This is a genomic window from Thermomonas fusca, from assembly GCF_005862345.1.
GTDB lineage: Bacteria > Pseudomonadota > Gammaproteobacteria > Xanthomonadales > Xanthomonadaceae > Thermomonas > Thermomonas fusca.
The window spans coordinates 168,535-193,487 of the sequence record NZ_SROY01000001.1 but is presented as its reverse complement, the minus strand read 5'-3'; the positions used below and the strand labels follow the sequence as shown (position 1 = coordinate 193,487).

General features: G+C 71.0%; 17 protein-coding genes. 10 read left to right on the top strand and 7 right to left on the bottom strand.

The annotated features are described in order from the left end of the window. Position 1 precedes the first annotated feature (1 nt). The 5 genes from E5S66_RS00870 to def are packed head-to-tail and all read right to left on the bottom strand — an operon-like array spanning position 2 to position 5,383. Positions 2–1,006, bottom strand: a complete 1,005-nt coding sequence (locus tag E5S66_RS00870; protein WP_171033431.1) for a glycosyltransferase family 2 protein — start codon at positions 1,004–1,006, stop codon at positions 2–4. Next, positions 993–2,645, bottom strand: a complete 1,653-nt coding sequence (locus tag E5S66_RS00865; RefSeq protein ID WP_138346700.1) for an ArnT family glycosyltransferase — start codon at positions 2,643–2,645, stop codon at positions 993–995. Before E5S66_RS00865 ends, E5S66_RS00870 begins: the two co-directional genes overlap by 14 nt. A gap of 23 nt (positions 2,646–2,668) precedes the next feature. Next, the gene (rsmB, locus tag E5S66_RS00860; RefSeq protein ID WP_138346698.1) at positions 2,669–3,955 is read right to left on the bottom strand and encodes a 16S rRNA (cytosine(967)-C(5))-methyltransferase RsmB; all 1,287 of its coding nucleotides are present in this window, start codon (positions 3,953–3,955) and stop codon (positions 2,669–2,671) included. Further along, positions 3,952–4,869: a methionyl-tRNA formyltransferase gene (fmt, locus tag E5S66_RS00855; protein WP_138346695.1), complete on the bottom strand. Its 918-nt coding sequence runs from the start codon at positions 4,867–4,869 to the stop codon at positions 3,952–3,954. The genes rsmB and fmt overlap by 4 nt, the downstream gene beginning before the upstream one ends. Positions 4,870–4,873: 4 nt before the next feature. Beyond that, positions 4,874–5,383, bottom strand: coding sequence for a peptide deformylase (gene def / locus E5S66_RS00850; RefSeq protein WP_138346692.1), 510 nt, complete (start codon positions 5,381–5,383; stop codon positions 4,874–4,876). Positions 5,384–5,601: 218 nt separating this feature from the next. On the opposite strand from def, the gene E5S66_RS00845 reads away from it, so the two are divergent. From E5S66_RS00845 to E5S66_RS00800, 10 genes are all read left to right on the top strand, one after another. Next, positions 5,602–6,735, top strand: a complete 1,134-nt coding sequence (locus tag E5S66_RS00845; protein ID WP_246037129.1) for a LysM peptidoglycan-binding domain-containing protein — start codon at positions 5,602–5,604, stop codon at positions 6,733–6,735. 76 nt (positions 6,736–6,811) lie between these two features. Further along, positions 6,812–7,939, top strand: coding sequence for a DNA-processing protein DprA (gene dprA, locus E5S66_RS00840; protein ID WP_138346687.1), 1,128 nt, complete (start codon positions 6,812–6,814; stop codon positions 7,937–7,939). A 54-nt stretch (positions 7,940–7,993) separates the two neighbouring features. Beyond that, entirely contained in the window at positions 7,994–8,485 is a 492-nt protein-coding gene (locus E5S66_RS00835; RefSeq protein ID WP_138346685.1) for a DUF494 family protein, read from the top strand. A 211-nt stretch (positions 8,486–8,696) separates the two neighbouring features. Continuing rightward, complete coding sequence (locus E5S66_RS00830) at positions 8,697–11,258, top strand: DNA topoisomerase I (RefSeq protein ID WP_138346682.1); 2,562 nt, start codon at positions 8,697–8,699, stop codon at positions 11,256–11,258. Between the two features lie 50 nt (positions 11,259–11,308). Beyond that, entirely contained in the window at positions 11,309–11,869 is a 561-nt protein-coding gene (gene tsaC, locus E5S66_RS00825) for an L-threonylcarbamoyladenylate synthase type 1 TsaC (protein WP_138346679.1), read from the top strand. Between the two features lie 172 nt (positions 11,870–12,041). Next, positions 12,042–16,499, top strand: a complete 4,458-nt coding sequence (gltB, locus tag E5S66_RS00820) for a glutamate synthase large subunit (RefSeq protein WP_138346676.1) — start codon at positions 12,042–12,044, stop codon at positions 16,497–16,499. Further along, positions 16,499–17,974 (top strand): FAD-dependent oxidoreductase, encoded by a 1,476-nt coding sequence (locus E5S66_RS00815; protein ID WP_138346673.1) that lies wholly within the window; start codon positions 16,499–16,501, stop codon positions 17,972–17,974. Before gltB ends, E5S66_RS00815 begins: the two co-directional genes overlap by 1 nt. A 54-nt stretch (positions 17,975–18,028) precedes the next feature. After that, a complete protein-coding gene (locus E5S66_RS00810; RefSeq protein WP_138346671.1) occupies positions 18,029–18,691 on the top strand; it encodes a DUF4124 domain-containing protein in 663 nt (220 codons plus the stop codon). Position 18,692: 1 nt separating this feature from the next. Beyond that, entirely contained in the window at positions 18,693–19,352 is a 660-nt protein-coding gene (locus tag E5S66_RS00805; protein WP_138346669.1) for a DUF4124 domain-containing protein, read from the top strand. A gap of 30 nt (positions 19,353–19,382) precedes the next feature. Next, positions 19,383–21,182, top strand: a complete 1,800-nt coding sequence (locus tag E5S66_RS00800) for a monovalent cation:proton antiporter-2 (CPA2) family protein (protein ID WP_138346666.1) — start codon at positions 19,383–19,385, stop codon at positions 21,180–21,182. A 78-nt stretch (positions 21,183–21,260) separates the two neighbouring features. Here the strand turns inward: E5S66_RS00800 and E5S66_RS00795 are convergent, their stop codons facing one another. Further along, positions 21,261–24,599 carry an ankyrin repeat domain-containing protein gene (locus tag E5S66_RS00795; RefSeq protein WP_138346663.1) on the bottom strand — a complete coding sequence of 1,113 codons (3,339 nt, stop codon included), beginning with the start codon at positions 24,597–24,599 and terminating at the stop codon, positions 21,261–21,263. Next, entirely contained in the window at positions 24,592–24,861 is a 270-nt protein-coding gene (locus tag E5S66_RS00790; RefSeq protein WP_028838631.1) for a YcgL domain-containing protein, read from the bottom strand. Before E5S66_RS00790 ends, E5S66_RS00795 begins: the two co-directional genes overlap by 8 nt. Between the last annotated feature and the right edge of the window lie 92 nt (positions 24,862–24,953).

Here is a 24,953-nt window from a genome sequence, read left to right as displayed (position 1 = left end):
GCTAGCGTCCGAACGCGGCGCGCAGCGCGCGGTGGGTGCGCAGCGCGCGCAGCCACCAGCCGCGACGCAGCCATGCGCGCAGCACTGGTGCGGTGCCGTGCGGGAACAGTCGCGTCCGCGCCTTCGCCAGCGTGGTCTGTGCGGTTGCGCGATCTGCAGCCGGCAGGCGCGCAGTACGCCGCAGCGCCGAGGCCAGATTGCGCAGACGGAAGTCCGCTGCCGCCTGCACCGCGGCAGCATCGGCGGCGACCTCGGCATCCGCCAGCAGCGGCTGCATGCCTTCCAGTGCCATCATCCATTCGTCCAGCCGCGCGTGCGTCAGCGTCGCCATGATGCTGTGAGGATGCTGCCGGTAGCCAAGCCACGGACGGTGCACGTGGACCCAGCGGCGCACCTGTGCCAGCAGCTGGCAGGTACCGGCGATGTCCTCGAAGTGGCGGTCGATCGGGAATGCCACCTGCTGCCAGAGCTCGCGCCGCGCGACCTTCGACCATACGTGCAGTTCCCCGGCCGCAAGCGTGGCCGCCACCAGCCGCGCGCGGCTGTCCGAAGGCGTGTTCGCTGGCGCGTGGCAGGTGCAGCGGGTGCGCGACAGGCCGCGCTCGCGCAGGTACCGGAAATCGCACAGGACCAGGTCCGGGTCGTGCCGATCAAGCACGTCGCGCAGGCCGGCGATCGCGCCGGGCAGCAGCACGTCGTCGGCGTCGACGAACCACAGGTAGCACGCCGTCGCTTCGGCCAGCAGCCGGTTGCGTGCCGCGGAAATGCCGCCGTTGCGCGGCGCCAACAGCACCCGCAGCTGACCGGGATGCGCCGCCGCCAGCCGCGCGAGGATGGCGCCGGTATCGTCGCTGGACGCATCGTCCAGCACCAGCACTTCGATGCCGGGATCGCCCGCCGCCTGTTCCAGCAGCGAGTGCAGGCAGGTTTCGATGTAACGCGCGGCGTTGTGCGCCGGCACCAGCAGGCCCAGCCAGGGCGCTGCTGCGGACTCAGCGGCAGCCACGGCTGGCCTCTGCATCCAGCAGCCACCAGCGGCGGCCGTTGGCCACACCCATGTCGCGCGCGCGCGCTCGGTCGATGCAGGCGGGAAGGCCCTGGCTTTCCTCCACCAGCAGCCAGCGTGCTTCGGGATGGCCCTGCTGCCAGCGCACGGCGTCGGCGAACTGCAGCGCGATGCCGCGCTTGAAGCCGAAGTCCGCGGCGGGACGATCCGCCATCAGCAGCTGCTGTTCGCGCCAGCCGACCAGCCCGAGCTCCGCCTGCGGGCCGATGGCCGCGCCGACGTCGCGCATCAGCCCGCGCGAGGAGCTGCCGTCGTTGAGCAGCGGCGCGCCGACGAGTGAATACAGCAGCCACAGCGCGGTCAGCATCGCCACCAGCGCGGCGTGCGCGCGGCGGCGGCCGAACCACAGCGCGCTGCCCAGGCCGAAGCCGCCGATGGCCGCGAACATCCACGCCAGTCCGCTGGCAACGTGCGCATCGCGGCCTTCCATGAACTTGCGCTCGAAACCCGGATCGCCCAGCAGCATCGCAAGGCCCGCGCCCAGCGCGGCCAGCGAGAACACCAGCACGAAGCCCAGCAGCAGGCGCTGCGCATTCGGCCGCCGCAGGATGCCGGGCAGCAGCGGTGCCAGCGTCAGCGCCAGCATCGGCAGCGCCGGCAGGATGTACATGTCGCGCTTGCCCGACGGGATGCTGAAGAACACGAACACCAGCAGCACCCAGCCCAGCGGGACCAGGAAGCGCGCATCGCGCCGCTGCAGCCGCCGCCGCCACGCCGGGATCGCCCACGGCAGCGCCAGCACGGTCGGCAGCCAAGCGGTCAGCAACACTTCGATGAAGTACCACCAAGGCTGGCCGTGGTGCCAGGAGTTGGCGTAGCGGGTGACGGTCTGGCGCAGCAGGATGTCGTCGACGTAGGCGCGGTAGTCGCCGCTGCCGTTGCCCAGCGCGGCGATCAGCATCGGCACCAGCCACACCCCGCAGGCGGCGAGGAAGGCCAGCGGGCCCAGCCAGAAACGCGCATCGCGCGCATGGATGCGCACCCCCGCCCAGCCCCGCAGCGAGGCGACGGCGGCGGGGACCAGGATCAGCAGCGCGATCACGCCGACGCCCTTGGTGATCGTGCCCAGACCCGCCGCCGCCCAGCCCAGCGCCCACAGCCGCCAATTCGGGCCCTGCAGCACGTGCCGCAGCAGCGCATAGCAGGACAACGTGATCCAGAACACCACCATCGGGTCGATCTGCGCCTTCTTGGCCTGCCAGGTGAACTGGATGGTCAGCAGCGTGGCCCAGCCGGCATACAGGCCGATGCGCCGCGTCCACAGCCGCGCGCCCAGGTCGGTCACGCACCACAGCGTGCCCAGCGCGGCCAGCAGCGACGGCAGCAGGAAGGCGATGCGCAGGTTGCCGGTCAGCCACAGCACGCTGGCCTGCATCCACATGAACAGCGGCGGCTTGTCCGAATACAGCTCGCTGCCGCGCATCGGGAACAGCCAGTTACCGCTTTCCACCATCTGCTTCGCCACCAGCGCGAAGCGCGGCTCGTCGGCGGGCCACGGATCGCGCAGGCCCAGCCCGGTGGCCAGGATCAGCAGCGCGAACAGCCAGAACAGCCAGGTTTCTCGGCGGGTTTGGGTCATCGCCGAATGATAGTGGCGAAGGCTCAGGACTTTTGCAGCCGCGCGCAGAAAAAGCCGTCCATGCCGGCGTCGCCGGGCAGGCGCTGGCGGCCGAAGCCGGTGTCGTGGCCGAAACTCGCGTCCAGCGGTGCCAGCGTGGCGTCGGGTGTGCGGGCGAGGAAGGCTTCGACCTGGGCGGCGTTTTCCGCATGCAGGATCGAGCAGGTGGCATAGACCAGCGCGCCGCCGCGGGCGAGCAATGGCCACAGCGCGTCGAGCAGCTGCGCCTGGGTGCCACGCAGGGCGGCGATGTCGGTCTCGCGCCGGTGCAGCAGCACGTCGGGCTGGCGGCGCACGATGCCGGTGGCGCTGCACGGGGCGTCGATCAGGATGGCGTCGAAGGCCGTGCCATCCCACCAGCCGTCCGGCTGCAGCGCATCGGCCGCGCGCACGTCGATGCCCTCAAGCCGCAGGCGCGCGAACGTCTCCTGCATCCGCCGCGCGCGGCGCGCGTCCACGTCCAGCGCGGTGATGCGCAGCGATGGGTCGCGTTCGGCCAGATGCGCGGCCTTGCCGCCGGGGGCGGCGCAGGCGTCGAGGACCCGAGCGCCGGCGGCAGGCGACAGCGCATCGGCCATGGCCTGCGCCGCGCCGTCCTGCACCGACACCAGTCCGGCGTCGAAGCCGGGCAACTGCTGCACCGGCAGCGCGGATTCCAGCCGTAGCGCGTCGGCCAGCGAAGGCGCCGGCGCGGCCTCGATGCCGGCTTCGTGCAGCAGCGCGAGATAGTCGTCGCGGCCGATCCAGCGGCGATTGACGCGCAGCCACATCGGCGCGATCTGTGCGCTGGCCTCGAAGATCGCGTCGGCCTGCTGCGGCCAGTCCGCGCGCACCTGTTCCGCCAGCCATTGCGGCCATGCCTGCGCGGGATCCGCCGGCGGCAGGCCTTCGCGCTGGGCGCGGCGCAGCAGCGCGTTGACCATGCCCGCCTGGTGGGCGCGGCCCAGCGCGCGGGCGGCGTCCACCGTGGCCGCCAGCGCGGCGTGCGCCGGCAGACCCAGCGTCAGCTGCGCAAGTCCGGCCAGCAGCAGCGCGCGCAGCAGGCCGTCGCGCTGGCCCAGTGGGCGCGGCATCCAGCCGTCCAGCGCTGCGTTGTAATGCACCCGCTGGCGCAGTGCGGCCAGCACCATCGCTTCCACCAGCGCGCGGTCGCGCGGGTCATCGATGCCGGGCAGGGTGGCGCCCAGCGCCGCCTTCAGCGAGCGGCCGCGGTGCAGCACCTCGTCGAGGGTGCGGGCCGCGGCGACCCGGGCGGCGACGCCGTCGCTCATGCGAACACGTCGCGGCGGGCGTTGCGGTAATCCTGCGCGCTGATCGGCTTGCCGCCGTCGCGCTGCAGGCTCTGCAGGCGCAGCACGCCGTGGCCGCAGGCGATGTCGATGCCGTCGCGCCCGGCGCGCAGCACGCTGCCCGGTGCGCCGTCATGCGTTTCGTCCAGCGCGCGGGCGGCGTGGATGCGCACCCGCTCGCCGACCAGCTGCGCTTCCGCCACCGGCCACGGATTGAAGGCGCGCACCTTGTTGGCCAGCACGGCGGCCGGCTGCGACCAGTCGAGTTTCGCTTCCGCCTTGTCCAGCTTGTGCGCGTAGGTCACGCCTTCGGCCGGCTGCGGATGCGGCGGCAGCGCAATGGTGGCGCGCAGCAGGCCCAGCGCATCGGACAGCACGCGCGCACCCAGTTCGGCCAGGCGGTCGTGCAGCTGGCCGCCGGTTTCCTCGGAACCGATGTCGAGCGCCTGCGCCAGCAGCACCGGGCCGGTGTCGAGTCCCTTCTCCATCTGCATCAGGCAGACGCCGCTGCGGCTGTCGCCGGCTTCGATGGCGCGCTGGATCGGCGCCGCGCCGCGCCAGCGCGGCAGCAGCGAGGCGTGCACGTTCCAGCAGCCGTGCTCGGGGATGTCCAGCACCGACTGCGGCAGGATCAGCCCGTAGGCGACCACGATCATCACGTCGGGCTTGAGTGCGCGCAGCGCGGCTTTGGATTCCGCCGAGCGGAAGTTCTCCGGCTGCTGCACCGGGATGCCGCGCTGCACCGCTTCCAGTTTCACCGGCGAAGGCGTCAACCCGCGGCCACGGCCGGCGGGCCGGTCCGGCTGGGTGTAGACCGCAATCACTTCACCCTTGCCGGCGGCCGCGCGCAGGCAGGGGACGGCGAACTCCGGCGTGCCGGCAAAGACGATGCGCATGGGCTCAGGCGGCCCGCTTGGCCTTCAGCAGCTTCTTGCGCACCATTTCGCGCTTGAGCGGGCTCAGGTAGTCGACGAACAGCTTGCCCAGCAGGTGGTCCATCTCGTGCTGGACGCATACCGCCAGCACGCCGTCGGCCTGCAGGGTGAACGGCTGGCCATGGCGGTCCAGCGCCTCCACCGTGATGGTGTCGCTGCGGGTCACGTCGGCATAGATGCCGGGCACCGACAGGCAGCCTTCCTGATAGACCTGTTCGCCGTCGCGGGCGGTGATGACCGGATTGACGAACACCAGTGGCCGGCTTCGATCCTCGGTTACGTCAATCACCATGAATCGTTTGTGCACGTCGACCTGACTGGCTGCCAGACCGATGCCGGGCGCCTCGTACATGGTCTGGAACATGTCGTCGATCAGGGTCTGGAAGGCCGGCGTGGCCAGGTCGGCGGCGTCGACGGCCACGGCCTGGGTGCGCAGGCGCGGGTCGGGGAATTCGAGGATCGGGAGCAGGGCCATGGCGAAAATCCGGGAATCGGCAGCCGGGTGGGCTGCGATGGCGGCGATTGTATCGCGCCCGACCTGCACGGCCGCTTGCCAGCAGCCGCGGGTTGTGGGCTATATTGGTCGGGCTTCAGGGGGTTTTCGCCATACGGAGCGGGGAGATAGCGATCATGCTTGAACGGGTTTCCAACCTGGCGCGCACGGGTGCGCCGCGTCCGCGCGGTCTGCGCACCATGCTTGCGGCCGCGCTGTTGACGGTGGCCAGCTATGCCGCGGCGGTCGAGCTGCGCGGCGACCATCCGGACAGCTACGTGGTGAAGCGTGGCGACACCCTCTGGGATATTTCCGCGCGCTTCCTCAAGAAGCCGTGGCTGTGGCCGGAGATCTGGCAGGCCAACCCGCAGATCAAGAATCCGCACCTGATCTATCCGGGCGATGTCATCAGCCTGGCCTACCTCGACCGCGTGGCGGCCAGGGTGCAGGCCGGCGAGCGTACCGCCAGCCCGGTCAACGCGGTGCCGCTGGAAGAGATCGAGCCGTTCCTGCGCGATACCCGCATGGTGTCCAGCATTGACCAGCTGCCCTACGTGGTCGGCCTCGAGGAAAACCGCACGCGCGCGGTCCGCGGCCATGTCGCCTACGTGCGCGGGCTGGAAGGCGTCGCCCCCGGCCAGCGCTACCTGGTGGTGCGGGCCGAGAAGCGCTATCGCATGGTCGAGCGCGCCGGCCTGTGCTGCGACCTGTTCCAGAGCCAGGATCTCGATGCCCGCGGCCGCCCCGGCCCGGATGACGGCACCCTGTGGAGCAATGCGGTGTTCCCGAGCAAGAACACCGAGCTCATGGGCTATGAGCTGGTCACCCAGACCACCGGCACCGTGACCCGCGGTGAAGTCGGCGGCATCCAGGCCAGCACCGTGCTGCTGGACAACGAGGGTCGCGAAGTGCGCGTAGGCGACCGGCTGGTGCCGGTCGAGGCGCAGCCCTACGACCTGCAGTTCTTCCCGCATCCGCCCAGGCAGCAGGCCAAGTACGGCCGCCTGACGGTGATGTCGGTCGCCGACCAGCTGACCTCCGGCGGTACCCGCGACGTGATCGCGATTTCCGGCGGCGCCCGCGAGGGCATCGACAACGGCACCGTGTTCTCGCTGTGGCGGCGCGGCGACTCGGTCAGCGACCGGGTCAAGTCCGGGCTGGATCGCGACGACGACGTGACCCTGTTCGAAAACAAGGTGCGCCTGCCCGACGAATTCGCCGGCCATGCAATGGTGTTCCGCACCTTCGACAATGTCAGCTATGCGCTGGTGATGAGCAGCGTCAAGCCGGTCCGTGTCGGCTACGAGCTGAAGCATCCGGACGCGCCCTACTGATTTTTCGGGGTTTCCCGACGCAAGACCGCAACGGCGCCCGAGGGCGCCGTTGTCGTTTGCGGACGATGCTGGCCGCATGTCTGCCTGCGCCGAACATGAACCCCTGCTGCGTCTGCTGCACAGCGGTGCGGCCGCATCCGCGCTGCGCCGCCTGCTCGATACCCACGGCGGGGCCGCCGCAGCGTTGGCCGCCGGACGTCGCGATTGGGCCAGCCACGGCGTCGACGCCGTGGCCTGCACGGCCCTGCTGCGGCCCGATGCGGCTGCGCTGGCCCGTAGCTTAAGTTGGCTGGAAGCGCCGACCCATCACTTGCTGGGGTGGGGCGATGCGGCCTACCCGCCGCTGCTGCGGCGGATCGCCTCGCCGCCGGCGATGCTGTTCGTGGCCGGTGATGCGGATCTGCTGTGGCGGCCCACGGTCGCCATTGTCGGCAGCCGCACCGCCACCGCCGGCGGCCGCGTCAACGCCGGCCATTTCGCCGCCGCGCTGGCGCGCGCCGGGCTGTGCATCGGCAGCGGGCTGGCGGCGGGGATCGATGCCGCCGCCCATCAGGCCACGCTGGACGCCGGCGGCATGACCGTCGCGGTGCTGGGAACCGGGCCCGACATCGCCTATCCCGCCCGCCACCGCGCGCTGATGGCACGGATCGCGGAGGCCGGCGCCGTGGTCAGCGAGCACCCGCCCGGCACGCAGCCGCTGCGGACGCACTTTCCCAGCCGCAACCGCATCCTGGTGGGGCTCAGCCTGGGCATCGTGGTGGTCGAGGCCGCCATCCGCTCCGGCGCGCTGATCACCGCCAGGCTGGCCGGCGATGCTGGCCGCGAGGTGTTCGCGCTGCCCGGTTCCATCCACAATCCGATGGCGCGCGGCTGCCACCGGCTGATCCGCGAGGGCGCGGCGCTCGTGGAGACGCCGACCGAAGTGGCCGAGACGCTGGCACCGCTGGTGCGCGATCTGGTGCGGGGGCTGCGCGGAGAACTGGCGTCCTGCCCGGTCGAACCCGAGCGGGAGGCGGCAGGGCTGCCCGACCTTCCAGATATCAACCGGTTGTGGGAGGCGCTTGGTCACGACCCAACCGGTATGGATGAACTGCTGGATCGCAGCGGATTGACGGCGGCGGCGGTGTCGTCCATGCTGCTGGCGCTGGAGCTGGAAGGACGGGTCGCGGCCGAACATGGCCGTTACAGTCGGATCGGGGTCTGAGACCAGCGATTCGCTTCCACGGTGCCCACGGGCACGAGCCAAGGACACACGGACATGAAAGAGAGCATCCTGGACGTCCTGCTGTACCTGTTCGAGCACTACTTCGCCAACGACGACGCGGCGCTGTCCGACACGGCGTTCATTGCGCGCGACAGTTCGCTGATGAACGAGCTGGCGGCCGCCGGGTTCTCGCCCAGCGAAATCCACAACGCCTTCGACTGGCTGGACGCGCTGGAACGACAGCGGCCGGCGCCCGGGCAGGCGCGCGCCAGCGGGCCGGTGCGGGTGCTGCACGGGTCGGAGCTGGACAAGCTGGACATCGAGGCGCGCGGCTTCCTGCTGTATCTGGAACAACATGGCGTGCTGGATGCCGGTCAGCGCGAGTTGGTGCTGGATCGGGCGATGGCGCTGGACCAGGACGAACTGGACCTGGACGACCTGAAGTGGGTGGTGCTGATGGTGCTGTTCAACCAGCCCGGTTCCGAGGCGGCCTATGCCTGGATGGAAACCCAGATGTACCTGGACGAACCGGAGCCGGTGCACTGAGCCGATCCAGCCTCGCGCCCTGCGCCCTGCGCCGTCCGCCCGCAGCTGCCGCGCCGCCCTCGCCGGGCCCGCGGCGAGCCGGGCCGGCAGCGGCCGTACTTGACAGCGCAGCCCCGTCCATGATTCCACTATAAATAAGCGCCCGGGGCATCTGCTCCGGGCGTTGGCATCTACGGCGGCCTGCAGCCGCCCTACCGGAACCCGCGCCACCATGGCCAAGAACCTGCTCATCGTCGAATCGCCCGCCAAGGCCAAGACGATCAACAAATACCTCGGCAAGGACTTCACCGTCCTCGCCAGCTATGGCCACGTCCGCGACCTGGTGCCGAAGGAGGGCGCGGTGGATCCCGACAACGGGTTCACGATGCGCTACGAGACCATCGAGAAGAACGAGAAGCACGTCGATGCGATCGCCAAGGCCGCCAAGGCCGCCGACCATCTCTATCTGGCGACCGACCCGGACCGCGAGGGCGAGGCGATCAGCTGGCACATCGCCGAGATCCTGAAGGAGCGCAACCTGCTCAAGGACAAGTCGCTGCAGCGGGTGGTGTTCACCGAGATCACCCCGCGCGCGATCAAGGAAGCGATGTCGCAGCCGCGCGACATCGCCGCCGACCTGGTCGACGCACAGCAGGCGCGGCGCGCGCTGGATTATCTGGTCGGCTTCAACCTGTCGCCGGTGTTGTGGCGCAAGATCAAGGCCGGGCTGTCGGCCGGCCGGGTGCAGTCGCCGGCACTGCGGATGATCGTGGAGCGCGAGGAGGAGATCGAAGCCTTCATCGCCCGCGAATACTGGAGCATCGAGGCGGAGTGCGCGCATCCGTCGCAGGCGTTCACCGCCAAGCTGGTGAAGCTGGACGGCAAGAAGTTCGAACAGTTCACCGTCACCGACGGCAGCACCGCCGAAGACGCGCGGCTGCGCATCCAGCAGGCCGCCAGCGGCCGGCTGCACGTCACCGACGTGGCCAGCAAGGAGCGCAAGCGCCGTCCCGCGCCGCCGTTCACCACTTCCACCCTGCAGCAGGAGGCCGCGCGCAAGCTCGGCTTCACCACCCGCAAGACCATGCAGGTGGCGCAGAAGCTGTACGAAGGCATCGCGCTGGGCGACGAAGGCACGGTCGGCCTGATCAGCTACATGCGTACCGACTCGGTGAACCTGTCGCAGGATGCGCTGGCCGAGATCCGCGACGTGATCGCGCGCGATTTCGGCACCGCCTCGCTGCCGGACAAGCCCAACGTCTACCAGACCAAGTCGAAGAACGCGCAGGAAGCGCACGAAGCGGTGCGCCCGACCGCCGCGCTGCGCACGCCGGCGCATGTCGCCCGCTTCCTCACCGACGACGAACGCAAGCTCTACGAGCTGATCTGGAAGCGCGCAGTGGCCTGCCAGATGATCCCGGCCACGCTCAACACGGTCACCGTCGACCTGTCCGCCGGCAGCGAGCACGCCTTCCGCGCCAGTGGCACCACCGTGGTGGTGGCCGGCTTCCTTGCGGTCTATGAAGAGGGCAAGGACAGCAAGGGCAAGGAGGACGAGGACGAAGGCCGCAAGCTGCCGTTGATGAAGCTGGGCGACATGGTGCCGCTGGATCGCATCCACGCCGACCAGCATTTCACCCAGCCGCCGCCGCGCTTCACCGAAGCGGCGCTGGTGAAGGCGCTGGAGGAATACGGCATCGGCCGGCCGTCCACCTATGCCGCCATCATCCAGACCCTGCTGGGCAAGCAGTACGCGGTGCTGGATGGTCGCGCGTTCAAGCCCACCGACATCGGCCGCGCGGTCGGCAAGTTCCTGTCCAGCCATTTCTCCAAATACGTCGACTACGACTTCACCGCCAACCTCGAAGACGAGCTGGATGCGGTGAGCCGCGGCGAGGAGGACTGGATCCCGCTGATGGAGAAGTTCTGGGGTCCGTTCAAGGCGTTGGTGGACGACAAGAAGGCCACCTTGGACAAGGCCGACGCCGGCAGCGTGCGGGTGCTGGGCAGCGACCCGGCCAGTGGCCGCCCGCTCAGCGCGCGCATCGGCCGCTTCGGCCCGCTGGTGCAGATCGGCACCGTGGAAGACGAGGAGAAGCCGCGCTTCGCCTCGCTCAAGCCCGGCCAGAGCATCTACAACATCACCCTCGATGAAGCACTGATGTTGTTCGAGATGCCGCGCAAGCTGGGCGTCGACGGCAGCGGTGAGGAAGTCAGCGTGGGCATCGGCCGCTTCGGCCCGTTCGCCAAGCGCGGCAGCTCCTATGCCTCGTTGAAGAAGGAAGACGACCCCTACGTCATCGACCTGGCGCGCGCGATCTTCCTGATCGAGGAGAAGGAAGAAATCGCCCGCAACCGCGTCATCAAGGAATGGCCCGGCCACGACGTGCAGGTGCTTAATGGACGCTTCGGCCCGTACATCAGCGACGGCAAGCTCAACGGCAAGATCCCCAAGGACCGCGAGCCGGCCTCGCTGTCGCTGGAGGAAACGCTGAAGCTGCTGGAAGAAACCGGCAAGCCGGCGCGCAAGGGCTTCGGCGCGAAGAAGGCGGCGGTGAAGAAGGTCGCCAAGAAGGCCGCGGTGAAGAAAGCGCCGGCCGAGAAGGCGGCGAAAAAGCCGGCCGCCAAGAAGGCCGTGGCCAAGAAAGCGGTGAAGAAGGCCCCGGCCAAGAACGCCGCGCGTCCGTATTCGGCCGACATCGAACCCGCCAAGCCGCTGCTCACCGCGGCCAAGGTGGAGCCCGGCAAGAAGCGCGTGGTGAAGAAGCCGTCGCGGGACGAGGCGCCGTTCTGAATTTTCCGCCGCCATTTCCGTGGATACGGGAATGAGTGGAAAATAACCCCATGGATCTGCAGGCCGCTCTCGCTCCCGCCTTCGTCGCGCTCCGTAACGGCGGCCTCATCGCCTATCCCACCGAAGGCGTGTGGGGGCTGGGTTGCGATCCGCGCAGCGAAGCGGCCGTGCTGCGCCTGCTGACGCTCAAGCAGCGCGATGTCGCCAAGGGGTTGATCCTGATCGCCTCCAGCGAAGCGCAGCTGGCGCCCTTCATCGACACTGCATCGCTTGCCGCATCGCAGCTGGCCGAAGTACGCGCCAGCTGGCCGGGGCCGAATACCTGGATCGTGCCGGCGTCGAAGGACGCGCCGCGCTGGATCACCGGCGCGCATGACGGCATCGCCGTGCGCGTCACCGCGCATCCGCTGGTGCGCGCACTGTGCGACGGCTTCGGCGGCGCGCTGGTGTCGACCAGCGCCAATATCGCAAGCCGACCTTCGCCGCGCACGCGGGAAGAACTCGACCCGCGCATCGTTGCCGGGGTCGATGCCGTCACCGATGGCGAAACCCTCGGGCGCGCGCAGCCCAGCACCATCCGCGACGCGCGCAGTGGCGCCGTCCTGCGCTGAAAACCGCGTCCGCCCTGCGTTTGCGGGCGAAAAGCGGTTTCTCCTGCAACGAAAATTCTTCGCAAAACCCTCTTGTTGCGCTGCACAAACTATGCTCTAGTCGGGGTGCGCATCGGGTTCCACAGGGAGAGTCGGAACGCGGGCGTTCCACAACTCCTGCACGGACACGACCATGCGGCGCAGCCCGATCCGGGGTTTGTACGACCCTGCCAGTGAACATGACAGTTGTGGCTTCGGCCTGATCGCACAGGTCGAGGGTGGGGCGTCGCGGGCGATCGTCGATGGCGCACTGGAAGCCCTGTCGCGGATGGCGCATCGCGGCGGCGTTGCGGCCGATGGCCTGTCCGGCGACGGCTGCGGCGTCCTGCTGCACGGCATCGACGGTTTCGTGCGCGCGCTGGCGAACCCCGCCGGCATCGCACTGCATGCCGGGCTGATCGCCGCCGGCAACGTGTTCCTGCCTCGGGACGCTGCGCTCGCAGCGCGCTGCCGCGACGTGCTGGCGCAAGAACTCGGCAACGCCGGTTTGCGCGTGGCCGGCTGGCGCGACGTGCCGGTCGATCCTGCGGTGTGCGGCGAACTCGCGCGCGCTTCGCTGCCGCGCATCGCGCAGGTGTTCGCGGAGAGCGACGGCGACGATGCCGATGCGTTCGAACGCGCGCTGTACCTGGCCCGCAAGCGCGCCGAGCAAGTCCTGCGCGACGTGCCCGACTTCTACGTGGTCAGCCTGTCCACGCGCCTGCTGGGCTACAAGGGCATGGTGCTGCCGAAGCACCTGCGGCAGCTGTTTCCCGACCTTGCGCATCCGCAGCTGGAGGCGCGCGCGGTGCTGTTCCACCAGCGCTTCTCCACCAATACCCAGCCGCGCTGGCCGCTGGCGCATCCGTTCCGCCGGCTGGCCCACAACGGCGAGATCAACAGCATCGAGGGCAACCGCCGCTGGGCGCAGGCGCGCAAGGATGTGTGGAAGTCGCAGCTGCTGGATGTGGGCGGATTCGACGAAGTGGTGTCGATGCATGGTTCCGATTCGCAGTCGCTGGACAATGCGCTGGAGTGGCTGCTGCTGGGCGGCATGGACCTCCCCAAGGCGATGCGCATCCTGATGCCGCCGGCCACCCAGTCGCTGGAATACAAGGACGCCGACCTGTCGGCGTTCTACGAGTACTACGCGATCAACTCCGAGCCGTGGGACGGCCCGGCCGGCGTGGTCACCTGCGACGGCAGGCACGCCGCCTGCACGCTGGACCGCAACGGACTGCGCCCGGCGCGCTGGCTGCTGACCACGGACGGGGTGTTCGCCATCGCCTCCGAAGCGGGTGTGCTCGACATCGATCCGGCGCGCGTGCAGGCCAAGGGCAAGCTGGGGCCGGGCGAGATGATCGCGGTCGACCTGGTCGCCGGCCGGCTGCTGGACAACGACGCCATCGACGCGCTCAACCGCGCGCGCGCGCCGTACAAGCAGTGGCTGCGGCAGGGCATGACCTACCTGCACACCGAACTGATCGACCCGGCGCTGTGCGACGTGCCGTTCGATGACGCCACCGTGCTCGGCTTCCAGAAGCTGTTCCAGCTCACCCGCGAGGAACAGGAACGGGTGCTGCGGCCGCTGGTGGAAACCGGGCAGGAAGCCATCGGTTCGATGGGCGACGACATCCCGATGGCGGCGATCAGCCAGCGCGTGCGGCCGCTGTACGACTGCTTTCGGCAGGCCTTCGCGCAGGTCACCAACCCGCCGATCGACCCGCTGCGGGAGGCGTGCGTGATGACGCTGTCCACCCAGATCGGCCGCGAGGGCAACCTGTTCCACGACGGCCCGGACAACGTCGACCACGTGCTGCTGAATTCGCCGGTGCTGTCGCAGCGCAAGCTGCACCAGCTGCTGGCGCTGCCGCGCTTCTCCGCGCGCTACCGCTACATCGACCTGTATTTCGATGACAGCACCACGCTGGCGCAGGCGCTGGACCGCATCTGCGCGCAGGCCGAGGAAGCGGTGCGCGCCGGCGACGAACTGCTGGTGCTGTCCGACCGCCGCCCGCGCCGCGGTGCGGCCGCGGTGCACGCGCTGCTGGCCACCGGTGCGGTCCACCAGCACCTGGTTCGCGCCGGCCTGCGCTGCGACGCCAATCTGATCGTGGAAACCGGCACCGCGCGCGACCCGCACCATTTCGCCTGCCTGATCGGCTTCGGCGCCACCGCGGTCTATCCCTACCTCGCCTACCAGACCCTGCACGCGCTGGGCCGTCGCGGCGTGCTGGGCGGCAAGACCGCCGCCGAGCCGCAGCAGATCGGCCGCAGCTACCGGCGCGGGGTGAAGAAGGGGTTGCTGAAGATCCTCTCGAAGATGGGCATCGGCAGCATCGCCAGCTATCGCGGCGCCGGCCTGTTCGAGATCGTCGGCCTGGCCGACGAAGTGGTGGCGCGCTGCTTCGACGGCACGCCCTCGCGGATCGGCGGCGCCGGCTTCGCCCGGCTGGAAGCGGACGCCCGCCAGCTTGCCGCGCACGGCTGGGACGACGACGCGCTGCCGGAGCTGGGCGGGTTGCTGCACTACGTCCACGGCGGCGAATACCACCAGTACAACCCGGACGTGGTGCAGTCGCTGCAGCACGCGGTGCTGACCGGCGATCGCGCCGACTGGAAGACCTACGCCGCCCACGTCGATACGCGCCCGCCGGCGGCGCTGCGCGACCTGTTGCGGCTGAAAGCCGCCGTCACGCCGCTGCCGCTGTCGCAAGTGGAGCCGGTGGAAAGCATCGTGCGCCGCTTCGACAGCGCGGCGATGAGCCTGGGCGCGCTGTCGCCGGAGGCGCACGAGGCGCTGGCCATCGCGATGAACCGCCTCGGCGGGCGCAGCAACTCCGGCGAAGGTGGCGAAGATCCGGCGCGCAACGGCACCGACCGGCGCAGCAAGATCCGCCAGATCGCCTCCGGCCGCTTCGGGGTGACGCCGGACTACCTGATCAACGCCGAAGTGCTGCAGATCAAGCTGGCGCAGGGCGCCAAGCCCGGCGAGGGCGGCCAGTTGCCGGGCAGCAAGGTCAACCCGCTGATCGCGCGGCTGCGCCACGCCAAGCCCGGCATCGGCCTGATCTCGCCGCCGCCGCATCACGACATCTATTCGATCGAGGATCTCGCCCAGCTGATCTTCGACCTGCGGCAGGTCAATCCCGATGCGCTGATCTCGGTGAAGCTGGTGTCGCATGCCGGCGTCGGCACGATCGCCGCCGGCGTGGCCAAGACCGGCGCGGACCTCATCACCATTGCCGGCCATGACGGCGGCACCGGCGCCAGCCCGATCGGCTCGGTGCGCTATGCCGGCGTGCCGTGGGAACTGGGCCTGTCCGAGGCGCGGCAGGCACTGCAGGCCAACGAGCTGCGCGGGCGCGTGCTGCTGCAGACCGACGGCGGCCTGAAGACCGGGCTGGACGTGATCAAGGCGGCGCTGCTGGGCGCGGACAGCTTCGGCTTCGGCACCGCGCCGATGATCGTGCTGGGCTGCAAGTACCTGCGCATCTGCCACCTCAACAACTGCGCCACCGGCATGGCCACGCAGGACGAGCGTTTGCGCCGCGACCATTTCAAGGGGCTGCCCGAGCGCGTGGAATGCTACTTCCGCAACGTCGCCGAGGACGTGCGCGAATGGCTGGCCTTGCTGGGCCTGCGCACGCTGGACGAGGCGATCGGCCGCACCGACCTGCTGGAGCAGCACCTGCGCGCGACCCGCGAGGATGTCGACGTGGACCTGTCGCGGCTGCTGGCGCGCGATCCGGCGCAGGCATCCGCCTACTGCGGATCGCCGGCGCTGCAGGTGCCGCCGGACGGGCTGGCCGCGCAGCTCGACGCGGCTTTGGCCGATGCGATTGCCACCGGCGCCGGCGGCGCCTTCGTCGGCAGCATCCGAAACACCGACCGCAGCATCGGCGCGCGCCTGTCCGGGCGCATTGCCCGCGTCCACGGCAATACCGGCATGGACAGCGCGCCCATCGACGTGCGCCTGAGCGGCAGCGCCGGCCAGAGTTTCGGTGCATTCAATGCCGGCGGGCTGCACCTGCACCTGCAGGGCGAAGCCAACGACTACGTCGGCAAGGGCATGGCCGGTGGCCGCATCGTGCTGCAGCCGCCTGCCGGCAGCCGGTTCGCCTCGCAGGACACGCCGATCCTCGGCAACACCTGCCTGTACGGCGCCACCGGCGGCGAGCTGTTCGCGGCGGGCCGCGCCGGCGAGCGCTTCGCGGTGCGCAACTCCGGCGCCACAGCGGTCATCGAGGGCGCGGGCGACCACTGCTGCGAATACATGACCGGCGGCGCGGTGGTGGTGCTGGGCCGCACCGGGCTGAACTTCGGCGCCGGCTTCACCGGCGGGCTGGCCTATGTGCTGGACCTGGAGCGCGATTTCGTCGATCGCTACAACCACGAGCTGGTCGACATCTCGCGGATCACCCCGGAGGGGCTGGACGGCTATCGCCAGCACCTCACCGATCTTATCGAGGCGCACGCGCGGCTGACCGGCAGCGCCTGGAGCGTGCGCATCCGCGACGACTTCCGCGACTTCGTCGGCAAGTTCTGGCTGGTCAAGCCGAAGGCGGCGAGCCTGGAAGCGCTGGCCCACGAATTGAAGAGAGCGGCCTGATGAGCAAGCAACAACTCTTCCAGTTCCTCGAATCGCCGCGCGAGATGCCGGCCAAGGTGCCGCTGGCCGAACGGGTGGCCGGCAGTTTCGACGAGCTGTACGGGCGTTTCGGGCAAGCCGAGGCCGCGCACCAGGCCGGGCGCTGCCTGGACTGCGGCAATCCGTATTGCGAAGCCAAGTGCCCCGTCCACAACTACATCCCCGACTGGCTGCAGCTGGTGCAGGAAGGCCGCATCATCGAGGCCGCCGCGCTCTGCCACGAAACCAATCCGCTGCCGGAGATGTGCGGGCGGGTGTGCCCGCAGGACCGGTTATGCGAAGGCGCGTGCACGCTCAACGACGGCTTCGGCGCGGTCACCATCGGCGCGGTGGAGAAGTACATCGTCGATACCGCTTTCGCCCAAGGCTGGCGGCCGGACCTGTCGAAGGTGAAGCCCACCGGCAAGCGGGTGGCGGTGATCGGCGCCGGGCCGGCGGGGCTGGCCTGCGCCGACCGGCTGGCGCGCAGCGGCATCGAGGCAACCGTGTTCGACCGCTACGAGCAGATCGGCGGCCTGCTGCAGTTCGGCATCCCCAGCTTCAAGCTGGACAAGGCGGTGATCGCCACCCGCCGCGCGGTGCTGGAAGGCATGGGCGTGCGCTTCCGCCTTGGCGTGGACGTGGGCCGCGATGTCGGCATCGCGGCGTTGCTGGGCGAATTCGATGCGGTGTTCCTCGGTCTTGGTGCCTACCGCTATACCGATGGCGGCCTGCCCGGGCAGGAGCTGGCGGGCGTGCTGCCGGCGCTGCCGTTTCTGGTGCAGAACGGCCGCATCGTCACCGGCCACGATCCGCACGGCCGCCCGATTGCCGGCTGGGAGGACCAGCTTGCGTTGCCGGATCTGCGCGGCAAGCGCGTGGTGGTGCTTGGCGGCGGCGATACCGGCATGGACTGCGTGCGCTCCGCCATCCGCCTCGGTGCGGCCAGCGTGACCTGCGCCTACCGGCGCGACGAGGCCAACATGCCCGGCTCCGCGCGCGAGGTGGCGAACGCGCGCGAGGAGGGCGTGCAGTTCCTGTTCAACCGCCAGCCGCAGGAGATCATCGGCGACGGCCAGGCGCGCGGGGTGCGGATGGTGGAGACGCGGCTGGGTGAACCCGATGCCAACGGGCGCCGTGCGGCGCAGCCGATTCCCGGCAGCGAATCGGTGCTCGACGCCGACGTTGTCATCATCGCCTTCGGTTTTTCCCCCCGCGTGCCGCAGTGGCTGCAGGCACTCGGTGTACAGGCGCAGGCCAACGGCCGGCTGGTGGTCGGCGGCAATGGCCGGCTGCCGTACCAGACCGGACACGACGCGCTGTTTGCCGGCGGCGACTGCGTGCGCGGCGCCGACCTGGTGGTGACCGCGGTGCAGGAAGGCCGCGACGCCGCGGCCAGCATCGCGCGCATGCTGCGCGGCGCGAAGGCGATTCCGCTGGCGCTGACGGCCGCCTGAAAGCGTGCGCGCCGCGGGGTTTCGTCGCGCGCGCCAACGCGCCAAGATGGGGCCATGCGCGTCGCCCTCGCCCTTGCCGTCTGCCTGCTGCTGTTCGCCGGCAGCGCGCGTGCGCAGGCCAAGCCGGCAGCCACGGTCACCGTCTATCGCTGCACCGACGCCGCCGGCAAGGTCAGCCTGCAGGACGCGCCCTGTGCGAAAGGCCAGGCGCAGCAGGCGCGCGAGATGCTGCGGCCGGTCGATGCTTCGCCGCGCGCCGCGGCGTCGTTGCCGACGCCTGCAGCGCCGCCTGCTGCGACCGACGCCCGCACCGTTTACCTGGCGCCGCCGCGGCCGCTGTACGAATGCGTCACGCCCGAAGGCAAGCGCTACACCAGCGACGACGGCCGCGGCAATCCGCGCTGGGTGCCGCTGTGGACGCTGGGCTATCCGACAGTGCGGCCGCGCTCGGTGCTGGGCGACAACATCGGCCACCCGGAGCGGGTGATGCGCCCGCCGCATCGCGAGATCAACTGGCCGGTCGCCACCGGCGGCGGGACCTGGATCCGCGACGACTGCGTCATGCTGCCGCCGGTCGAGGCCTGCGCGCGCCTGCGCGACCGCCGCAGCACACTGCGCACGCGCTTCTTCAACGCGCAGGAAAAGGAGCGCGATGTGCTGCGCGAACAGGAACGTGCGCTCAACGCGCGCCTCGACAACGACTGCGACGGCCGCTGAGATGCGGCTGATCATGCCGCTGCCGATGCTGGCGCTGCTGCTCGTGTGCACGCCGCTGCCGACGTGGGCGCAGGAAACCGTCTTCTACAAATGCACCGATGCCAAGGGCAACGTGTCGATGCAGAACGGCACGCCCTGCGCGGCCGGCATGAAGCAGGAAATCCGCCGCATCGGCGAAGTGAAGACCATGCCGGTACCGGCCAGGAAACCACGGGTCGAGACGCCACCGGTGCCACCGGTGTACGGCGACTTCGTGCTGGTCAGCGGCCCGGCCGCGCAGCGCGCGCCGGCGCCCGAAGCCGCCGGCCTGCCCGCGCCGCCGCCGCTGTACCAGTGCCGGACCTGGGAAGGCGATACCTATTTCGGCGAGAGCGCCGAACCGCCGCCGCGCTGCGCGCCGCTGCAGGTGACCGGCATCGATGGCCGCGCTTCGCTGGGCATGGCCAGCGCCTGCGAGATGAAGCAGGACAGCTGCGCCGCGGTGCCGGAAGCGCAGCTGTGCGCAAGCTGGTATCGGCGCCTGGACGAGGCCGAGTTCAAGCTGCGCTATGCCAGTGACGGCAGCCGCCGCGAGCGGCAGGCCGCGTTCGATGCGGTGGATGCGAAGATCAAGGCCAGCCGCTGCGCGACCACCGCGCCGACCGATCCCGCCGTGCCGTAAGCTGGTCGCGGGATTGCATGGAAGGAACGGATGGATAGCGGCGGCCTGGAACTGGCACTGGTTTTCCTGCTGGCGGCGGTGCTGGCAGTGCCGCTGTTCAAGCGCTTCGGGCTGGGCGCGATCCTCGCCTATCTCGCCACCGGCGTGCTGCTGGGCCCGCACGAGCTGGCGCTGGTGCGCGACCCGGACAGAGTGCTGGCGGCCAGCGAGATCGGCGTGGTGATGCTGCTGTTCGTGATCGGGCTGGAGCTGTCGCTGCCGCGGCTGAAGGTGATGCGCAAGCCGATTTTCCTGGTCGGCGGCCTGCAGGTGCTGCTATGCGGGTTGGCGCTGGGCGCGCTGGCGATGCTGGTAGGGCTGGGCTGGAAGGCCGCGCTGGTGGTGGGCCTGGGACTGGCGCTGTCATCCACCGCGGTGGGCCTGCAGCTGCTGGCCGAGCGCAAGGAGCTGGCTACCGAGCACGGCCGGCTGGCGTTCGCGATCCTGCTGTTCCAGGACCTCGCCGCGATCCCGCTGCTGGCTGCAATCCCATTGCTGGGCAAGGCCAAGACCGTGGGCCTGGAATGGACCGAGGTGGCGCGCGCGGTGGCGCTGATCGCGGCGCTGATCTTCGGTGGCCGCTACCTGCTGCGCCATCTGTTCCGCGTCATTGCCCGCACCGACCTGCCCGAGGTGTTCACCGGCGCCGCCCTGCTGGTCGTGCTGGGCAGCGCCTGGTTGATGCAGGCAGCGGGTTTGAGCGCCGGCCTCGGCGCATTCCTGGCCGGCGTGCTGCTGGCCGAATCCGAATACCGGCACGAACTGGAGGCGCAGATCCGCCCGTTCGAAGGCCTTCTGCTGGGGCTGTTCTTCATGGCCGTGGGCATGGGCATCGACGTGCAGCGGATCCTCACCGAGCCGCTGCTGATCGCGGCGGGCGTGGCCACGCTGCTGGCGGTGAAATCGCTGCTGCTGTTCGCGCTGGGGCTGCGCCCGGGCCGGCTGGACGCGCGCGGCGCCTGCCTGCTGGCGGCGGTGCTGGCGCTGGGCGGCGAGTTCGCCTTCGTGGTGTTCGGCGAAGCGGGGCGGGCCCGGCTGCTGGATGCCGCCACCCTTGACCGCCTCACCGCCATCGTCGGCCTGTCGATGGCGCTGACACCGCTGCTGCTGATGCTGGCCTCGAAGCTGCTGCCCGACAGGCTGGCCGCGGAAGCGCGCGAGTACGATGCGATCCCGCAGGACCGCCACCCGCAGGTGCTGATTGCCGGCTTCGGCCGCTTCGGCCAGATCGTCGCCCGCCTGCTGCGCGCGCAGGGCATCGCCTTCATCGCGATCGACCCGGACATCGAGCAGGTCAACCTGTCGCGGCAGATCGGCACCGACCAGATCTACTACGGCGACCCGACCCGGCTGGCGCTGCTGCGCTCGGCCGGTGCGGCGCGGATCCGGATCTTCGTTGTCGCCATCAACGGTGTCGAGGCCAGCCTGCGGATGGTGCGGCTGGTGCGCAAAAACTATCCGCAGGCGCGGGTGTTCGCGCGCGCGCGCGACCGCCGCCACGCCTGGCAGCTGATCGATCTGGGCGCGGAAGCGCTGCGCGAAACCTTCTGCAGCAGCCTGGAGATCGGCCGCGAGGTGCTGGTGGCGCTGGGCATGCAACGCGAACTGGCCGAGGATCGCGCGCGCCGCTTCCGCGAGTGGGACGAGTCGCTGCTGGAGCAGCAGCGGCTGCTGCAGGACGACGAGGACGCGCTGCTGCAGGCCACCCGCGATGCGCGCCTGGAGCTGGATGGCCTGTTCAATGCGGATGCCGGCAGCACTCGCGGCGATGCCCCGCCCGGGGCCGCGTAAGGCTCAGGCGGCCGCTGCGCTCGCGCGGTTCATCCGGACGCGCTTGGATCTCCAGCGCCAGCCCGCAGGCTCGCCACGCTACTCGCGCAGGAAGCGCGCCATCGACACGCCCGAGGGCGGCGGCGCGGCCGGCGGGACGAGTTCGGCGGCGATGTCGACATAGCCGCGCAGCAGGGCGACGTCGCGCGGGATGCGTCCGCCGGTGTCGGCCAGCGCCGGGTCGGCGCCGGCGCGCAGCAGCGCCTGCACCGTGCGGCGCAGGCCGTGCAATGCGGCCAGATGGAGGGGGCCGTAGCCGCGGGCGTCGCGGGCGTCCAGCCGCACGTCTTCGTCCAGCAGCCGCTCCAGCGCGGCCAGCAGCACGTCCTCGCTACTGGGCGTGCCCGGCTCGGCGCGTGCGCCCAGCAGCAGCAGCAGCGGGGTGGTGCCGTTCTTCGCCGGCAGGTGCGGGTCGGCGCCGGCCAGCAGCAGGCCGTCCAGCAGCGCCAGCAGCCGCGCGCGATCGCGCGCGGTGAAGCCGTAGAGCGCGGCGCAGTGCAGGGGCGTCTGGCCCTGCGCGTCGACCGCGTGCAGGTCGGCGCCGGCGCGCAGCAGCCGCGCCACCAGCTCCGGCAGGCCCAGCGCGGCGGCCAGCATCAGCACGGTGACTTCGCCGGGCAGCCGCTGTTCCAGGCTGCAGCCGGCCTGCAGCAGGCGTTCGACGATCTCCGGCTGGCGCATGCTCACCGCCGCGGACAGCGCGGTGGCACCGGTGTTGGCGGTCAGGCCGGGATCGGCGCCGCGCGCCAGCAGGTCTTCGACCAGCCCGCGATGGCCGCCACCGGCCGCGCGCAGCAGCGCGGTGCAGCCCTGGCTGTCGGTGGTGTCTATCGGAAAGCCGAGGTCCAGCAGGCGCCGCACCGCGTCGCGGTCGCCGGTGATGGCGGCGGCCGGCAGGTCGGTGGCGCGCAGTGGCCGATGCGGCAGCGGCCAGCCGCGCCAGTCCAGCCAGTCGGCGAGCAAGCGCTGGCCGCTGGCCAGGGCGATGCCCAGGGGCGTCTGTCCGTCGGCGGCGCGCCGGTCCGGCGCAGCGCCTTCGGCCAGCAGCGCGGTCAGCATCGGTTGGCGCCCCAGGCTGGCGGCGAAATGCAGCGGACTCATGCCGCGGCCGTCGCAGCCGTCGGGATCGGCACCGTGGGCCAGCAGTTGTCGCAGCAGCGCCTGCCAGCCCAGCCGCACCGCCAGCAGCAGCGGCGGGTCGCCGGCGGCGGAGGCGGCAAACGGATCGGCGCCGCGCGCCAGCAGTTCCAGCGCGAAGGCTTCGCCGCCCGCGTCGCCGCCCGGAGCATCCAGGCAGGCGGCCAGATAATCGGCCAGACCGCCGGCGCCGGCCGGCGAAGCGCCGTGCGCCAGCAGCCGCCGCGCGACGGCGATGCCGGCCTCGCCGCGGGTCAGCGCGGCCTGCAGCGGCGCCGGGGCAGCGGCGACGCGGGATTCGGGATTGGCGCCGTGGCGCAGCAGCCAATCGGTGCGCGCGGCGCTGGCGGCGACTTCGGCATCGCCCAGCAGGTGATCGAAGTCGGCGCGCTCCAGCAGCGCCGCCAGCGCCTGCAGCCGCGCCGCGTCGGCGCCTTCCAGCAGCGCTTCGCGCAACAGCAGGGATGGCGGGCGTTCCGGCGCCGGTTCATCGTCGCCAAGCGCCGCCGACGGGCTGCGGCCGGGATCGAGCAGCGCCGCCAGCGCCCAGCGGCCGGCGGCTTCGGCAATCTCCACCGCGCTACGGCCGTGCGCGTCCGCGGCATGCGGATCCACGCCCTGCGCCAGCAGCAGCTGCACCAGTGCCGGTGAGGGCGCTTCCGCGGCGCAGGCCAGGTGCAGCGCGTTGGCGCCGCCGGCATCGCAGGCGCAAGCGTCGGCGCCGGCGGCCAGCAGCACCTCCAGCGCCGGCTGGGCGCTGCTGCGGGCGGCGTCGAGCAGCGGCGTGCGGCCCTCGCCGTCGCGCGGATCGGCATCTGCGCCGGCTTCCAGCAGGGTCTGGCAGATCGCGGCGTGGCCGGCCGCGGCGGCTTCGTGCAGGGCGCTGCGGCCGCGTGCGTCGCGGGCGTTGGCCTTGGCCTTGTGGCGCAGCAGCAGCAGCACGCCGGCGGGGTCGTCCTCCTCGCTGCCGGCGGCGGCCAGCAGGGCCGGCTGACCGCCGGCGGGTTCCGGGCGCGCACCGCGTTCCAGCAGGAACCGCGCCAGCCGCCAGTTGCCGCAGGCGCAGGCGCTGCCCAGCGGCGACAGGCCGGCGGCGTTGGGCGCGTCGATGGCGGCGGCGGCGTCGCGCAGCAGCGCGGCCACGCCGGGGTCCGAGCTGCGCGCGGCATGGTGCAGGGGGGTGTTGCCGTCGGCATCGGCGATGCGCGGGTCGGCACCGTTGGCGAGCAGGGTCATCACCGCTTCCGGGCGCCCGTGCCAGCTGTCGCGGGTGGCGGCCAGCAGCGGCGTCATGCCGTCCTGCATGGCGTTGACGTCAACGCCGCGCTCGATCAGCGCGCGCAGCAGGCGCAGGTCCGGCAGCACCGCCGCCAGCACCGGCAGGCTGCGGCGATCGCGCGCATCGGGTTCGGGTTGCACCTGCGGATCGGCACCGGCCGCGAGCAGCGCTAGCGCGCGATCGACCCGGCCCAGCCGCGCGGCGGCGTACAGCTGCCGGCTCAGGCCGGCCAGTTCGGCGGCGGAACTGGCCTCATCCGCAGCTGGCAGCGGCGCGATCGCCGGTGTGCTGTCGAACGCTTCTTCCTCCAGCGCGGCAGCGTCGGCGACGGCGTCCATTTCCACCACCGGCAGGCCGTGCAGGGCGATGGCGGGCGCCGCCGACTGCAGGGCAAGATGGGCCAGCGGCAGCAGCACCAGCGCATAGGCGAAGCTGATGCCCAGGCGGGCGCCACCGGCCAGCAGATCCGGCCAGCCCAGCAGCAGGCCGCCGGCCAGCAGCAGGAACACCGGCAGCGCGCCCAGCAACAGCCCGCGCCAGGCGGCGGGGTCCTGCGCCTGCCGGGCGGCGAAGCGCGACTGCGCGCTGCCGCCGCTGCGTTCCAGCGTGTACCAGTCCGGCCAGCGCCACCACAGCGCCACCAGCAGCGCACCGGCCAGCCCGGCCAGCGCCAGCGCGTGGCCCAGCGACGGGGCTTCGCGCAGCCGCAGCAACGGCCAGGCCAGCAGCGCGCCGGCCAGCAGGAAACCGCCGCCCCAGAACAGCGTCAGCCGGCCGGCATCGATGGCCAGCGCGCGCCGGTCGCGGCCGCCGCGCAGCAGCGCGATGCCCAGCGCGGCCGGCACCTGCGCCAGCCAGGCCAGCGCGGCGGCGACACCGTCGGCGGCGAACCCGCTGGCGACGGCCGCAAGCAGTGCAAGCGCGAGCAGCGCGGCGCCAGCCACGGGCATCCGTTCAGGCATCGGTGCCCCAGTCGTCGCTCATCGGGTCGGCCATGGTGGGCGGGAACTGCAGGTGGAAGCCGCGGCTGGCGAGGTTGCTGCGCACCACGTCGGGGTTCTCCCGCGCCAGCCGGCGTTCCGGCGTCAGCGCCACCTCCAGCACGAATTGCAGGCTACCCAGCTGCGCGCGCAGCGGCTCTGGCAGGCAGCCGAAATCGTCGCGCGTGGCGAGGTAGAGAAAGGTGTCGGCCTTTTTCAGGCTCTTGTAGACGAAGGCAAGCATCGCGATCCGGGGGAATCGGGTTTGCGGAAACAATCACGGATTGTGCGGTAAAGCGCGCTGCGGCGGAACCGCTGTCGGGACATCCGGCACAG

Coding starts and splice junctions, on each gene's coding strand:
- E5S66_RS00865 (WP_138346700.1), bottom strand. CDS start 2,645: ATGACCCAAACCCGCCGAGAAACCTGGCTGTTCTGGCTGTTCGCGCTG.
- rsmB (WP_138346698.1), bottom strand. CDS start 3,955: ATGAGCGACGGCGTCGCCGCCCGGGTCGCCGCGGCCCGCACCCTCGAC.
- fmt (WP_138346695.1), bottom strand. CDS start 4,869: ATGCGCATCGTCTTTGCCGGCACGCCGGAGTTCGCCGTCCCCTGCCTG.
- def (WP_138346692.1), bottom strand. CDS start 5,383: ATGGCCCTGCTCCCGATCCTCGAATTCCCCGACCCGCGCCTGCGCACC.
- E5S66_RS00845 (WP_246037129.1), top strand. CDS start 5,602: ATGCTTGCGGCCGCGCTGTTGACGGTGGCCAGCTATGCCGCGGCGGTC.
- dprA (WP_138346687.1), top strand. CDS start 6,812: ATGTCTGCCTGCGCCGAACATGAACCCCTGCTGCGTCTGCTGCACAGC.
- E5S66_RS00835 (WP_138346685.1), top strand. CDS start 7,994: ATGAAAGAGAGCATCCTGGACGTCCTGCTGTACCTGTTCGAGCACTAC.
- E5S66_RS00830 (WP_138346682.1), top strand. CDS start 8,697: ATGGCCAAGAACCTGCTCATCGTCGAATCGCCCGCCAAGGCCAAGACG.
- tsaC (WP_138346679.1), top strand. CDS start 11,309: ATGGATCTGCAGGCCGCTCTCGCTCCCGCCTTCGTCGCGCTCCGTAAC.
- gltB (WP_138346676.1), top strand. CDS start 12,042: ATGCGGCGCAGCCCGATCCGGGGTTTGTACGACCCTGCCAGTGAACAT.
- E5S66_RS00815 (WP_138346673.1), top strand. CDS start 16,499: ATGAGCAAGCAACAACTCTTCCAGTTCCTCGAATCGCCGCGCGAGATG.
- E5S66_RS00810 (WP_138346671.1), top strand. CDS start 18,029: ATGCGCGTCGCCCTCGCCCTTGCCGTCTGCCTGCTGCTGTTCGCCGGC.
- E5S66_RS00805 (WP_138346669.1), top strand. CDS start 18,693: ATGCGGCTGATCATGCCGCTGCCGATGCTGGCGCTGCTGCTCGTGTGC.
- E5S66_RS00800 (WP_138346666.1), top strand. CDS start 19,383: ATGGATAGCGGCGGCCTGGAACTGGCACTGGTTTTCCTGCTGGCGGCG.
- E5S66_RS00795 (WP_138346663.1), bottom strand. CDS start 24,599: ATGCCTGAACGGATGCCCGTGGCTGGCGCCGCGCTGCTCGCGCTTGCA.
- E5S66_RS00790 (WP_028838631.1), bottom strand. CDS start 24,861: ATGCTTGCCTTCGTCTACAAGAGCCTGAAAAAGGCCGACACCTTTCTC.